Annotated in this window: 9 protein-coding genes; 4 read left to right on the forward strand and 5 right to left on the reverse strand. The window is 73.4% G+C overall.

Features of this window, described 5'->3' with window-relative positions; genetic code table 11:
- Positions 1-103: 103 nt before the first annotated feature.
- A complete protein-coding gene (locus ABD973_RS09790) occupies positions 104-1,501 on the reverse strand; it encodes a glycosyltransferase family 39 protein (RefSeq protein WP_345499842.1) in 1,398 nt (465 codons plus the stop codon).
- A gap of 36 nt (positions 1,502-1,537) precedes the next feature.
- Here ABD973_RS09790 and ABD973_RS09795 point away from each other — a divergent pair, with 36 nt between their 5' ends.
- The 4 genes from ABD973_RS09795 (at position 1,538) to ABD973_RS09810 (ending at position 8,170) form a co-directional block, all read left to right on the forward strand.
- Complete coding sequence (locus ABD973_RS09795; protein ID WP_164720958.1) at positions 1,538-2,101, forward strand: hypothetical protein; 564 nt, start codon at positions 1,538-1,540, stop codon at positions 2,099-2,101.
- A 106-nt stretch (positions 2,102-2,207) separates the two neighbouring features.
- Complete coding sequence (locus ABD973_RS09800) at positions 2,208-2,948, forward strand: response regulator transcription factor (RefSeq protein ID WP_007266510.1); 741 nt, start codon at positions 2,208-2,210, stop codon at positions 2,946-2,948.
- Positions 2,945-4,036: a HAMP domain-containing sensor histidine kinase gene (locus ABD973_RS09805; RefSeq protein WP_125822482.1), complete on the forward strand. Its 1,092-nt coding sequence runs from the start codon at positions 2,945-2,947 to the stop codon at positions 4,034-4,036. The genes ABD973_RS09800 and ABD973_RS09805 overlap by 4 nt, the downstream gene beginning before the upstream one ends.
- 258 nt (positions 4,037-4,294) lie before the next feature.
- Positions 4,295-8,170 (forward strand): multifunctional oxoglutarate decarboxylase/oxoglutarate dehydrogenase thiamine pyrophosphate-binding subunit/dihydrolipoyllysine-residue succinyltransferase subunit, encoded by a 3,876-nt coding sequence (locus tag ABD973_RS09810; RefSeq protein WP_125603046.1) that lies wholly within the window; start codon positions 4,295-4,297, stop codon positions 8,168-8,170.
- Positions 8,171-8,325: 155 nt separating this feature from the next.
- Here ABD973_RS09810 and fxsT read toward each other — a convergent pair whose 3' ends face one another.
- From fxsT to fxsA, 4 genes are all read right to left on the reverse strand, one after another.
- Complete coding sequence (gene fxsT / locus ABD973_RS09815; protein WP_125603047.1) at positions 8,326-11,331, reverse strand: FxSxx-COOH system tetratricopeptide repeat protein; 3,006 nt, start codon at positions 11,329-11,331, stop codon at positions 8,326-8,328.
- A gap of 79 nt (positions 11,332-11,410) precedes the next feature.
- Positions 11,411-12,751 (reverse strand): HEXXH motif domain-containing protein, encoded by a 1,341-nt coding sequence (locus ABD973_RS09820; RefSeq protein ID WP_345499850.1) that lies wholly within the window; start codon positions 12,749-12,751, stop codon positions 11,411-11,413.
- The gene (locus ABD973_RS09825; RefSeq protein WP_206436562.1) at positions 12,748-14,016 is read right to left on the reverse strand and encodes an FxsB family cyclophane-forming radical SAM/SPASM peptide maturase; all 1,269 of its coding nucleotides are present in this window, start codon (positions 14,014-14,016) and stop codon (positions 12,748-12,750) included. Before ABD973_RS09825 ends, ABD973_RS09820 begins: the two co-directional genes overlap by 4 nt.
- Positions 14,017-14,113: 97 nt before the next feature.
- Positions 14,114-14,323, reverse strand: a complete 210-nt coding sequence (fxsA, locus tag ABD973_RS09830) for an FxSxx-COOH cyclophane-containing RiPP peptide (protein ID WP_125605580.1) — start codon at positions 14,321-14,323, stop codon at positions 14,114-14,116.
- Positions 14,324-14,334: the final 11 nt, after the last annotated feature.

Genomic DNA, 14,334 nt, shown 5'->3' on the forward strand with positions numbered 1-14,334 from the left:
GCCCGGGGAGGCGGCGTTGGGGCCGGGGCCGCGGAAGGCGGTGTCCCCCCGGCCGGCTTCAGACGCCGGCCCCCGCGCCCCCGCGCCCCCGCGCCGCGCCCCCTCACCCGCACGTCCCCCGCCAGGCGTACACCGCCACCCTGGCCCCGCGGACCGGGGTCACCGAGCAGCGGTCGAACGACCGCGCCAGGGCCTCGCGCTTCGCCGCCTCCGCGGGGTCGCGGTCCAGCGGCTGGTCCGGCGGGTCCAGCAGGGCTATCACCCTCGGGGAGGCCAGGACCGCCGCCCGGACGGCGTCCGCCGGGAGTTCCGTGCCGTGCAGGGTGCGGGACTGCGCCGGGGTGCGGGACAGGGCGACGTCCCGCAGGGAGCCGTACGCCCCGGGTGACGACAGCAGCCACTCCCGCCGCCGGGACGGCATGAACAGCACCGCGTCCCCCGGCCGGGCCCGCTCCCGCACCGCCGCCGCGACGGCGAGGGCGTCGTCCTTGCGCGCCTGGGGGGTGCGCAGCCACACCGACCACCCCGCGAGGGGCACCAGCAGCACCCCGGCCAGCAGCCACGGCACCCACCGCGTCCGCGTCCCGCTCCCCCGCGCCCCGGCCAGCACGGCGAGGCCGGCCAGCGCGTACAGGACGTACCGGTCGACGTACCAGGGGTGCGCGAGCGAGACCGCCATCAGCAGCCCGGGGGGCAGCAGCGCCAGCGGCACGGCCACCCGTACGAGGTCCCGGTCCCCGGCCCCCCGCGCCAGCAGGGCCACCGCCGCCGCCAGGACCGCGTACGCCGTCCAGTCCTGCCACGACGGCCGCCCCAGCCAGCCCAGCTGCGCCGGCGCCTGCCGCGCGCTCACCAGGGCCAGCGGGAGCAGCCCGGCGAGGACGGCCCCCGCCGCCCGGCGCCAGCCCGGCGCCCGCCCCGCGGCGAAGGCGTGCGCCGGCAGGGCCAGTACGGCGAACTCGTGCAGCCAGCAGCCCAGCAGGAGCACCACCGCGTAGGCCGCCCACCGCTCGCGCAGCATCAGGTACGTCGCCCAGGCCACGGCCGCCGCGACCAGGGCGTACGAGCGCCCCTCCTGCGCGTACGCCTGCACCGGCGGCAGCACGGCGTACGCGGTGCCGGCGAGCAGTGCGGCCCGCTCGCCCGCCAGCCGGTGGGCCACGGCGGCCACTCCGGCGGCGGCGAGGGCCGTGCCGGCCACGGACGGCAGCCGCAGGGCCCAGGGGCCGCCGTCCCAGAGGGCGAAGACTCCGTGCATCAGCAGGTAGTAGAGGCCGTGCACCGCGTCGACCTGCCCGAGCAGTTCCCACAGTCCGCGCAGGGGGCGGTGGGCGACCTGCCAGGTGGTGGACTCGTCGCGCCACATGCTCCCGCCGCCGGGGCCGCGCGGCAGGCCCCACAGCCCGAGGAGCACGGCGGTCAGCGGGGGCAGCGCGCGCCAGGGGGTGATGCGGCGGATGGCGGCCTCCGGGTGCTTTCGGTCGGGGGGCGGGGGCTCCATACTCGGTGTTCGGTCGGAGTACCTGCGGAGGTGGGTGTGCGAGCGATCCGGGCGGCCTGGGCCGCGACGGTGGTGCTGCTGGGCGCGGTGCTGGTGCTGGCGGGCTGCGGCGGCGGGTCCGGGGGGCCTCCGGACGCGACGGCGGCCCCGACGGCGACGGGGCCGGCGACGCCCCCGCCCACGACGTCACCGCCCGCGACGCCTGCGCCCGCGACACCCTCGCCCGCCCCCACGTCCCCCGCGGCGACCGGGACGACCGCCGGGACCCTCGTGCGCGTGACCCGCAGCGGCGGTTTCGCGGGCCAGACGCGGACCGTCCTGGTCAAGGGCGACGGCTCCTGGACCCTCCTCGACGGCAAGGCCCGTGACCTGCGCTCCGGGAAGCTGGAGCCGGCCCGGCTGGAGGCGCTGCGCACCGCGCTGCGGGAGGCGGACCTCGCGCACCTGCCCCGGGTGGCGACGGCCGATCCGCCGGTCTACGACGGGTTCACGTACGCCTTCGTGCACGGCGGTTCCGAGGTCACGGCGGACCAGACGGAGCTGGCTCCGGGCCTCCGGAAGGTGCTGGACGCGCTGCCCGGATTCGACCCGACGGGATGAATCTCTGATTCCGGATGACCCCGGCTCCTGTCGGAACCCCGCATGGCCGCAGGCCGGTGCCTCCTCTACGCTGCACCCCATCACGCGGGATCTTCAGGGGCGGGACATGGAACAGACACACACCACCCACAGCGTCGCCGCGGCCACTCCAGGTGCCCAGCGGCGCGTGCTCGTGGTCGAGGACGACCGCACCATCGCCGACGCCATCGCGGCGCGGCTGCGGGCCGAGGGCTTCCAGGTGCAGACGGCCTACGACGGCCCGGCCGCCGTCGCGGCCGCGGAGAGCTGGCAGCCCGAGCTGCTGGTGCTGGACGTCATGCTGCCCGGCTTCGACGGGCTGGAGGTCTGCCGCCGGGTCCAGGCGCAGCGGCCGGTCCCGGTGCTGATGCTCACGGCCCGGGACGACGAGACCGACATGCTGGTCGGGCTCGGGGTCGGAGCGGACGACTACATGACGAAGCCGTTCTCGATGCGCGAGCTGGCCGCGCGGGTCCACGTGCTGCTGCGCCGGGTGGAGCGGGCCACGCTGGCCGCGACGGCTCCGCGCGGGGCGACGCTGCGGCTGGGCGACCTGGAGATCGACCACGCGCAGCGCAGGGTGCGGGTGCAGGCGGAGGACGTGCACCTGACGCCGACGGAGTTCGACCTGCTGGTGTGCCTGGCGGGGACGCCGCGTGCGGTGCTCTCGCGGGAGCAGCTGCTGGCGGAGGTGTGGGACTGGGCGGACGCGTCGGGGACCCGTACGGTCGACAGCCACATCAAGGCGCTGCGGCGGAAGATCGGTGCGGACCGGATCCGTACGGTCCACGGCGTCGGGTACGCCCTGGAGACCCCGGCGCAGTCGTGAGCGGCCCGCCGCGGGGGCCGGGTCTGCGGCCCTACTCGCCGTTCTCGATCAAGACGAAGCTGGGCGTGCTCGTCGTGGTGTCGGTGTTCATCACGACGGGGCTGCTGATGGTGGCCCTGCGCACGGCCACGGAGCTGCGGTTCATCACGGTCTTCTCGGTGATCGCGTCGATGCTGATCACCCAGTTCGTGGCGCACGGTCTGACGGCGCCGCTGGACGAGATGACGACGGTGGCCCGGGCGATCTCGCACGGGGACTACACGCGCCGGGTGCGGGGTGCCGGGCGCCGTGACGAGCTGGGTGACCTGGCGTCGACGATCAACCGGATGGCCGATGACCTGGAGGCCGAGGACAGGCACCGTCGAGAGCTGGTGGCGAACGTCTCGCACGAGCTGCGGACTCCGATCGCCGCGTTGCGGGCGGTGCTGGAGAACGTGGTGGACGGGGTCTCGGAGGCCGATCCGGAGACCATGCGGACGATGCTGAAGCAGGCGGAGCGGCTGGGCCGGCTGGTGGACACGCTGCTGGACCTGTCGCGGGTGGACAACGGTGTGGTGCCGTTGAAGGCGCGCCGGTTCGAGGTGTGGCCGTACCTGTCGGGGGTGCTGAAGGAGTCGGGGCTGGCGGCCGCGGGGCGGCCGGGGCTGTCGTCCGGTTCGGGTGGGCATACCCGTAATGACGTGCATCTTCATCTGGATGTGCACCCTCCGGAGCTGACCGCGTACGCGGACGCGGAACGGCTGCACCAGGTGGTGGCGAACCTGATCGACAACGCGGTGAAGCACAGTCCGGCGCACGGCCGGGTCACGGTCCGGGCGCGGGCCGGGGCGGCCCCGGGGAGCCTGGCGCTGGAGGTCGTGGACGAGGGTCCCGGGATTCCGGAGGCGGAACGGCACCGGGTCTTCGAGCGCTTCAACCGGGGTTCCGGCGGGGGCGGGGACGCGGGCGGCGACGGGGGCACCGGTCTGGGGCTGGCCATCGCGCGCTGGGCGGTGGGCCTGCACGGCGGGCACATCGGCGTGGCCGAATCGTCACGGGGTTGCCGGATCCTTGTCACCCTTCCGGGCAGCTCACAGGTCCCTTCTTGACGTAGGGTTCGAGTGGGAAGGACATGATCTCGGCCACACGTGCCCGGGGTCGTCAGGGGTGCGAGGCCTAGGGGGTCGCAACCTGGCTGTCCCCTACCCGAACCACGCTTGTTTCCCGCCATTCCGATGGGTGAAACCCGCCGTTCGGTGTGACCTGCACGACGGAAGTCCCGCCCGGCCTGCATCACACGCCCTGGGAGGCGTAGCCTTTATCCCCGCTGTCCATACCTTGTGAAGCGGAAGAGGGCGGTTGCCGCCGTGTCGCCACAGTCCCCCAGTAACCCGAGCACCACGACCGAAGCAGCAGAGGGCGGGAAGAACCCCGCCTCAGGCTTCGGCGCGAATGAGTGGCTCGTCGACGAGATCTATCAGCAGTACCTCCAGGACCCGAGTTCGGTCGACCGGGCCTGGTGGGACTTCTTCGCCGACTACAAGCCGGGGGGCGCTGCCGCCCCGGTGAAGGCGGCCGAACCCACCAAGACCCCGACGACGGACGGCGCCTCCGCACAGGCCGCCACCGCCACCGCCGGGGTTCCCCAGGCCGTCGACGCCGCCACGGGGGCGGCGCCGGCCGCGCCCGCAGCCGCGCCCACACCTGTGTCAGCTCCTGCCCCTGCTCCTGCCACCCCCTCTGGTGCCCCTGCTGTGACTGTCACCTCCCAGGCCCCGGCCGCCGCACCGGCCGCGCCCGCCCCTCAGGCCCAGGCTCCGGCCGCCGCCACCACTCCGGCTCAGAAGGCCGCGCCCGCCACCGAGGCCCCCGCCGGCCCCGAACTGGTGACGCTCCGCGGCCCGGCCGCCGCCGTGGCCAAGAACATGAACGCCTCCCTCGACGTCCCGACGGCCACGTCCGTCCGCGCCGTCCCGGTGAAGCTGCTGTTCGACAACCGCATCGTCATCAACAACCACCTCAAGCGCGCCCGCGGTGGGAAGATCTCCTTCACCCACCTCATCGGCTACGCGATGGTGCAGGCCATCAAGGCCATGCCGTCGATGAACCACTCCTTCGCGGAGAAGGACGGCAAGCCGACCCTGGTCAAGCCGGAGCACGTGAACTTCGGCCTCGCGATCGACCTCGTGAAGCCGAACGGCGACCGTCAGCTCGTCGTCGCCGGCATCAAGAAGGCCGAGACCCTCAACTTCTTCGAGTTCTGGCAGGCCTACGAGGACATCGTGCGCCGCGCCCGCGTCGGCAAGCTGACGATGGACGACTTCACCGGCGTCACCGTCTCGCTGACCAACCCCGGCGGCCTGGGCACCGTCCACTCGGTGCCCCGCCTGATGCCCGGACAGTCGGTCATCATGGGCGTCGGCTCCATGGACTACCCCGCCGAGTTCCAGGGCACCTCGCAGGACACCCTGAACAAGCTGGGCATCTCCAAGGTCATGACCCTGACCTCGACCTACGACCACCGGGTCATCCAGGGCGCGGCCTCCGGCGAGTTCCTGCGCATCGTCGCGAACCTGCTCCTCGGCGAGGACGGCTTCTACGACCAGGTCTTCGAGTCCCTGCGGATCCCGTACGAGCCGGTCCGCTGGAACCGCGACATCGACGCCTCGCACGACGACGACGTCACGAAGGCCGCCCGCGTCTTCGAGCTGATCCACTCCTACCGGGTCCGCGGCCACGTCATGGCCGACACCGACCCGCTGGAGTACAAGCAGCGCAAGCACCCCGACCTGGACATCACCGAGCACGGCCTCACCCTGTGGGACCTGGAGCGCGAGTTCGCGGTCGGCGGCTTCTCCGGCAAGTCGATGATGAAGCTCCGCGACATCCTCGGCGTGCTGCGCGACTCGTACTGCCGCACCACCGGCGTCGAGTTCATGCACATCCAGGACCCGAAGCAGCGCCGCTGGATCCAGGACCGCATCGAGCGCCCGCACACCAAGCCGGAGCGCGAGGAGCAGCTGCGCATCCTGCGCCGCCTGAACGCGGCCGAGGCCTTCGAGACCTTCCTGCAGACGAAGTACGTCGGCCAGAAGCGCTTCTCCCTGGAGGGCGGCGAGTCCGTCATCCCGCTGCTCGACGCCGTCATCGACTCGGCCGCCGAGGCCCGCCTCGAAGAGGTCGTCATCGGCATGGCCCACCGCGGCCGCCTGAACGTCCTGGCGAACATCGTCGGCAAGTCGTACGCGCAGATCTTCCGCGAGTTCGAGGGCAACCTCGACCCGAAGTCCATGCACGGCTCCGGCGACGTCAAGTACCACCTGGGCGCCGAGGGCACCTTCACCGGCCTGGACGGCGAGCAGATCAAGGTCTCGCTCGTCGCCAACCCCTCCCACCTGGAGGCGGTGGACCCGGTCCTGGAGGGTGTCGCCCGCGCCAAGCAGGACGTCATCAACAAGGGCGGCACGGACTTCACCGTCCTGCCGCTGGCGCTGCACGGCGACGCCGCGTTCGCCGGCCAGGGCGTGGTCGCCGAGACGCTGAACATGTCGCAGCTGCGCGGCTACCGCACCGGCGGCACCGTTCACGTCGTGATCAACAACCAGGTCGGCTTCACCGCCGCCCCGGAGTCCTCGCGTTCCTCGATGTACGCGACCGACGTGGCCCGCATGATCGAGGCGCCGATCTTCCACGTGAACGGCGACGACCCGGAAGCGGTCGTGCGCGTTGCCCGTCTGGCCTTCGAGTTCCGCCAGGCGTTCAACAAGGACGTGGTCATCGACCTCATCTGCTACCGCCGCCGCGGCCACAACGAGTCCGACAACCCGGCGTTCACGCAGCCGCTGATGTACGACCTGATCGACAAGAAGCGCTCGGTGCGCAAGCTGTACACCGAGTCCCTCATCGGTCGCGGCGACATCACGCTGGAAGAGGCCGAGCAGGCGCTCCAGGACTTCCAGGGCCAGCTGGAGAAGGTCTTCGCGGAGGTCCGCGAGGCCGCCACGCAGCCCGCGGTCGCCGCTCCGGTCCCGGCCCCGCAGCCCGACTTCCCGGTCGCCGTGAACACGGCGATCTCGCAGGACGTCGTCAAGCGGATCGCCGAGGCCCAGGTCAACATCCCCGACGGCGTCACGGTCCACCCGCGTCTGCTGCCGCAGCTGCAGCGCCGCGCGGCGATGATCGACGACGGCACCATCGACTGGGGCATGGGCGAGACCCTGGCCTTCGGTTCGCTGCTGATGGAGGGCACCCCGGTCCGGCTGTCCGGCCAGGACTCCCGCCGCGGCACGTTCGGCCAGCGCCACGCGGTCCTCATCGACCGGGAGACCGGCGAGGACTACACGCCGCTGCTGTACCTGTCGGACGACCAGGCCCGCTACAACGTCTACGACTCGCTGCTCTCCGAGTACGCGGCCATGGGCTTCGAGTACGGCTACTCGCTGGCCCGTCCGGACGCGCTGGTCCTGTGGGAGGCCCAGTTCGGTGACTTCGTCAACGGTGCGCAGACCATCGTCGACGAGTTCATCTCCTCGGCCGAGCAGAAGTGGGGCCAGACCTCCGGCGTCACGCTGCTGCTGCCGCACGGCTACGAGGGCCAGGGCCCGGACCACTCGTCCGCCCGCCCGGAGCGCTTCCTCCAGATGTGCGCGCAGGACAACATGACGGTCGCGATGCCGACCCTGCCGTCGAACTACTTCCACCTGCTGCGCTGGCAGGTCCACAACCCGCACCACAAGCCGCTGATCGTCTTCACCCCGAAGTCGATGCTGCGTCTGAAGGCGGCGGCGTCGAAGGCGGAGGAGTTCACGAGCGGTTCCTTCCGTCCGGTCATCGGCGACTCGACGGTGGACCCGAACGCGGTCCGCAAGGTCGTCTTCTGCGCGGGCAAGGTCTACTACGACCTGGAGGCCGAGCGGGAGAAGCGCGGCATCACGGACACCGCGATCATCCGCATCGAGCGCCTGTACCCGCTGCCGGGTGCGGAGCTCCAGGCGGAGATCGCCAAGTTCCCGAACGCGGCGAAGTACATCTGGGCGCAGGAGGAGCCGGCGAACCAGGGTGCGTGGCCGTTCATCGCGCTGAACCTGATCGACCACCTCGACCTGGCGGTCGGCGCGGACATCCCGGCGGGCGAGCGCCTGCGGCGCGTCTCGCGTCCGCACGGCTCGTCGCCGGCGGTGGGTTCCGCCAAGCGCCACCAGGCGGAGCAGCAGCTGCTGATCAACGAGGTCTTCGAGGCCTAGTCGCTGACGCGACCTGCACATGACGGAAGGCCCGGCCCCCCACCTGGGGGCCGGGCCTTCCGGCTCTGCCGCCACTGCCGGGGCTCCGCCCCTGACCCCGCGCCTCAAACGCCGGCGAGGCTGGAATGTCGCGGGGCTGAACCACCCGGCCGGGGCTACGGCTGGGGCTCGAAGTCCCAGTAGGGGCGGGTCTGCTGGCGGGCCGAGACCGTGTGGACGTGTTGGGGGCCCAGGGTGCGGGTGAGCGCCTTGAGGCCGGCTTCCTCGTGCTTCGAGGCCTCCGCGTCCTCGCGGACCGCGCGGAGGTCCGCCGCGAGGGCGATCTGCGCGCTGAGGGCCATCGGATGGTCGGGGCCCAGGACCCGTTCGGCTCCGCGCAGGGTCTCCCGGCTGAGTTCCAGGGCGGCGTCCAGGCGGCCGGTGATGTTGCGGTGGCCGGTGGCGTTGAGGGCGCAGCCCAGGGTCCAGGGGTGGTGGTCGCCGAGGGCGCCGCGCATGCCGACCAGGGCCTGTTCCGCGAGGTTCAGGGCCGCGCTGCGCTCGCCCTGGGCGCGCAGCACGAGGGCGAGGTTGCCGACGGTGCCGATGCTGTAGGGGTGGGCGAGGCCGAGCTGTGACTGGTAGCCGCGTACGACTTCCTCGGAGATCCGGCGGGCTTCCTCGATGTCCCCGTACTCGCGCAGGTAGGTGGCGTAGTCGGAGGCGACCATCAGGGTCCAGGGGAACTCGGCGCCGAAGACCCGGGTGGAGCGTTCCAGGACGCTGCGCAGCCGGGAGCCGGCGCCGGGGATGTCGCCGGTGCGGCGCAGGCACTGGCCGAGGTTGTGTTCGGCGCGCAGGGTCTGGGGGTGGTTGGCGCCGAGGACCTGGACGTGGAGTTTGAGGCCCTGTTCCTGGCGGGCGAGGGCTTCGCGGTAGCGGCCCATGAGGCGCAGGCCCATGGCGCAGCCGATGCCGGAGGAGAGGGTGGCGATGTGCCGGACGCGCAGGACGCGTTCGCGGCGGCGCAGTGTGTCGAGGTCGGTGTCGTAGGCCTCCTGGTAGCGGCCGAGGAGGCGCAGGGCGACGGCGACGTTGTTCTGGGCGTTCAGGGTGGTGGCGTCGTCCTCGCCGAGGAGTTCGCGGTAGGTGGCGAAGGCGTGTTCCAGGAGTTCGCGGGCTTCGTCGAACTTGGCGGTGCTGAGGAGGACTCCGGCGTAGGTGCTGGTGGCGCGGAGGGTTTCCAGGTCGCGGTCGCCGCGTTCGGCGAGGAGCCGGTCGGCGACGGAGCGGGCGAGGGTCTCGGCCTGCCGGAAGCGGCCGAGCATGCGCAGGGCGCCGCCGTAGTGGTAGCTGAGCTCGCGGACCTGGTCGTGGTCGTCGCCGAGCATGGCGCGCCAGACGGCGTCGGTCTGTTCGGACAGGCGCAGGCAGGTGCGGTACTCGCCGGCGAGCATCAGGTAGCGCAGGCAGTGCAGCAGGAAGTTCTGGATGCGGGGGTTGCTGCTGGTGAGGACGCCGGCGTGGTCGAGGTGGGGGATGAGTTCGGCGTAGCGGGGCCAGAGCCGGGAGTCGGTGGGGCGGCCGGGGTCGGCGGCGGCGAGGACCTGGCGGACGGCGCGGGAGAGCTGGTCGGACTCGTCCTCGGCGAGGTTCTCGCGGACGATGTTGTGGACCATGCGGTGGAGCTGGACGGTTTCCAGACCGCCGCCCTCCTCGACGGAGAGGTCGGAGTACTCCAGGCGGACGACGGAGAACTGGACGAGTTTGTTGAGGGCGGCGTTCCAGCGGATCTGGTCGTTGAGGATGCCGGCGAGGTGTTCGGGGACGCCGTCGGCGGGGAACTCGCGCAGCAGGCGCAGCGGGACGCGGCCGGGGGCGAAGAAGACGAAGAGCCGCAGCAGGGCGAGGGCGTCGGGGAAGTTCTCGCGGACGTTGTTGAGGAGTATGGCCAGGGCGGTCGGGAAGGGCAGCGGGTAGTCGTCGGAGAGGGTGACGGCCTCGTGGGAGTCGAGGCGGTGCTGGAGGAGGGTGAGGTACTCGCCGACGCCGAGCGGGGAGTCGGCGAGCCAGCCGGCGGTCTGGTCGAGGGCGAGGGGGTAGTCCTCCAGGGCTTCGGCGAGCTGGTCGGCCTCCTCGCCGGTGAGGCGGCGGGCGCGGCGGCGGATGAAGGTGACGGACTCGGGGCGGGCGTAGAGGGGGACTTCGACGAGGCTGGTGTGCCGGGCGGCCCATTCGCGGTTGCGGGAGGTGATGATGACGTCGCCGGCGCCGGAGGGCAGGAGGTCGGTGAGGTCGTCGGGGTTGTCGCAGCCGTCGAAGACCATGAGCCAGCGGTGGTAGGGGGTTCCGCGCCGCAGGGCCTCCAGTACGGCCCGGATCTGCTCGCCGTAGCTGCCGGCGCCGCGGGGCAGGCCGAGCGCGGGGGCGAGGTCGGCGAGGCGTTCGCGCAGGGTGGGCCGGTCCTCGGCGGGGACCCACCAGACGACGTCGTACTCGGAGGCGAAGCGGTAGGCGTACTCGGTGGCGACCTGGGTCTTGCCGACGCCGGAGAGGCCGAGCAGGGTGACGGTGGAGGCGCCGGGCGGGGCCTCGGTGAGGGCGTCGCGCAGGCGGCCGATGACGTCGTTGCGGCCGGTGAAGCGGGGGTTGCGGCGCGGGACGCGGCCCCAGATCTCGGGCGGGTCGTTGGGGAAGCGGGGGCCGCGGCGGCCGCTCTCGGTGCCGATGCGGTCGGTCGGGAGGTCCAGGCGGCGCAGTACGCGGTATTCGGCCTCGTAGGCGTCCAGGCCCCACAGGTCGGTCTTCTCCAGGGCGGCGACGGCGCTGGGCAGCGGGGCGTCGGTGAGGCAGACGGCGGCGAACCGGTCGGGGTGGGAGGCGGTGACGGTGCGCAGGGCGGTGTTCCACTCCTCGTCGGTGTGGGTGCCGGCGGAGAAGTAGCGCTCGCTGAGGACGACGAGGATCCGGCCGCCGGCGCGGGCCAGGTCGTCGAGGGCCTCGGTGAGTCCGCCGGGACTGCTCTGCGGGTCCCAGCGCTGGAGGACGACGCGGTGGCCGTGTTCCTCCAGACGGTGGGCGATCCACACCGCCCAGGGGCGGTTGAAGCCCGCGAAGCTGATGACGAAGCGCTGCGCGGGGGCGGCTCCGTCGCGGTCCTGACGCATGGCGGTACCGGTCATGCGGCCGTCTCCCTGGGGTCCGTTCGTTGGACGGGGTGCGGGGCGGTGCGGCTTGAAAGGTACCGCAGGGGACGGGGCGTCATACCCGTACGAACGGGGCGAGTTCGGGGTGTGCCGCGCACCAGGCGCGGCGTTCGCGTTCCAGGGTGCGGCGGGCCGCGGCGTGCTGGTCGCCGGGCGGCGGGGTGGCGTCCATGGCGCGTTCGGCGGCGGCCATGCCGTCGACGAACTCCCGTCCGGTGACGGTCAGCGCGGGGTGGGCGCGCAGGGCGGGCAGGACGGCGGCGACCTGGGCGCGGATGCGGGCGTGCTGGGCCCAGGCGCCGCGGGCTCCGTAGAGGGCGGCGTGCTGCCAGTACCCGGCGAGGGCGAGGTGGGCGTACGTGCCGTGCAGGAGGCCTTCCAGGGGGCGCGGGTCGGCGCGCCAGGGGGCCCAGTGGCGGGGGGTGCGGTCGGCGGTGTGCAGGGTGAGGACGTCGGCGAGGGCGGCGAGTTTGCCGTGCTGCACCTCGTGGACCAGGGTCGCGGCGAGGGCGGGCGGGGCCTGGGCGCGGGCCAGGACGGAGCCGGCGGCGGCGGGGAGGGTGGCGCCGCTGGAGCGGGAGCCGCCGGCGAGGGGGACGACGGAGCGCAGCAGCAGGCCGATCTCCTCGGCGCGGGCGCAGTCGTAGCGGCCCAGCAGGGTGTGCGCGCCGGACCACTGGATGTCCCAGCGCTTGTGGCCCTTGGGGGTGAGCCGGCGGGCCGGGCGGACGGCGGCCGGGCCGGTGGCGGTGCCGGAGGGCGGGACCCGGTAGGGGTCGAGGTCGTCGAGGGAGGTCGTGGCAGCGCCGGGCAGGGTGTGCAGGGGGAGGGCGTCGGCGGTGTCCCAGGAGCGTTCGGTGAGGGCGAGGCGGCCGGGGCCGTGGGGGCGGAGCAGGCCGAGGGTGGGCAGGACGAGGCGGCCGTTGACGGGGCGCAGGGTGGTCTTGAAGCCGATTCCGGCGCGGAGCGCGGCGGCGGCGGCGAGTGCCCCGAGGTGGCCGAGGTCGGGCGGGGGTCCCTGGGGGGCGTGCAGGCGGCGCAGGGTCTCCTCGGCCCAGACGCCGGTGGCCGGGTAGTGCAGGACGTCGTGCACGGCCGCGGGGTCCTGGCGTTCGGCCTCCTCCAGCAGGGCCCAGTGCTCGGCGGTCTCCGGGCCGGGGGCGGCGTCGAGTACGGCGCGCAGCAGGAGCAGCCGCTTGGAGCGGCGCACGTCCTGGACGAGGCGGGTGCCCTCTTCGGAGGGTTCGGTGGAGGCGAGGGCGCGCAGGGTGTGGGAGCTGACGGCGAACCGGGCGAGGTCGGGCCGGGGCGTTCCGGGGGGTGCGGCGGCGGTCCGCTGGCCGGGGAGGCCGGTGCCGGCGTCGGTGCCGGCGTCGGTGTCGGTGCCGTGGGTCATGAGACGGCCCGCCCGGTGGTGGTGGCGGCCCGGTGCAGGGCGTGGGCGACGTGCCGGATGACGGCCTGGAGGTCGGCGCAGTACACGGACGGCTGGCGGAAGCCGTCGCCGGCGCGGTAGCGGTGCGGGTAGTGTCCGCCGCCGCACACTTCGACGAGTTCGCAGGCGCGGCAGCCGGCGGCGAGGGCGTCCCGGCCGAGCTGGCGGGCGGCGAAGCCGGGGTGGTCGAGGAGGTCGTCGAAGCTGTGGTGGTCCAGGGTCATGCCGGTCGCGGCGGCCCCTTCGTAGGCGGACTTCAGCGAATCGGCCTGTTCGATGCTGCCGTCGGTCTCGACCACGGCGGTGGTGACGGGTGCCAGGCCCAGGGTCTCGGTGGCGGCGGGCAGGCCGAGGAGCAGGGCGATGACCTCCTCGAAGATCCGGATCCTGGTGCGCCGGGCCCCGTCGTGCCACCAGCGTTCGAAGACGGCGAGGAGCCAGTCGCCGTACGGGGTCCCGTGCCCGGTCCGGCCGGGCGGCGGGGTGCTCCAGTTGGCCAGGGGCAGCAGCAGGCCGATGCTGGGCGGGGCGAAGGCGAGCAGGGACTCGTACGTCTCCACCGGGTCCTGGGCGATGTCGACCACGCAGAGCACCCCGGCGTAGCTGTCGGGGTGGCGGGCGAGGAGGCGCAGGCCGCGCGCGGCGGCGTGGAAGCCGGGCCGGCCGGTGTGGTCGAGGCGGCGCCGGTTGTGGGCGGGCAGGCCGCCGTCGAGGCTGACGCCGACCCGGATCCCGGCGGCGGCGAGGGCGGCGATCCGGCCGGCGGTGAGCAGGGTGCCGTTGGTCTGGACGGCGGCGGTGACGCGGGTGCGGGGCGCGTGCCGGGCGACGGCGGCGCGGACGGCCTCCACGGGGGCGGCGAGGTCGGCGGGCGGGGCGAGGAGGGGTTCGCCGCCGTGCAGGACGAGATCCACGCGGGGCAGTCGGTGGGCGGCGGCGTGCTCGGCGATCCGTTCGGCGGCGCGCCGGGCGGTGGCGGGGGCCATGGTGGCGGGTCGGGTGCGCCAGCTGTGGTCGGCCATCTCGTAGACGTAGCAGTAGGTGCAGGCGAGGTTGCAGCGGCTGTGGGTCTTGAGGACGAACTGCCGGACGGGGTACGGGCGGTGGCCGGCGGCGCGCAGGCCCGGGACGTCGAGCCGGGCGTAGGGCCAGCGGGCGTGGCGGGCGTGACCTGCGAGGGTCCGGTGCACGGGCGGCACGGGACCGCTCGTGATCGCTTGGCTCATCGCCTGTACCTCTCCCCTGCGGACGGTCCATCCCTGCCCTCCGCGGGGGCCCGGCTAACGGCGGAAAGTGGTCAACTCCGGCGCGGGTCGGGGGACGTCAGGCGACGCCGGAGTCGAACGCGTTGAGGATCTCGGCCGGGTGCGTGACCCGGTCGACGAGGCCGTCGATGATCTCGGCGAGCACGGGGTGGTCGATCCCGCGCAGTGCGGCCAGGTCGATGCCGGTGAGGTCCGGGAGCCCGGGCCGCGGCCCGGGACACGGACGGGCCGGTGATGGTGCTGCCGCTTCCTGACGTCCGGTCCCCATGGGCTGCCCGT

It is taken from the genome of Streptomyces racemochromogenes (assembly GCF_039535215.1).
Taxonomy (GTDB): domain Bacteria; phylum Actinomycetota; class Actinomycetes; order Streptomycetales; family Streptomycetaceae; genus Streptomyces; species Streptomyces racemochromogenes.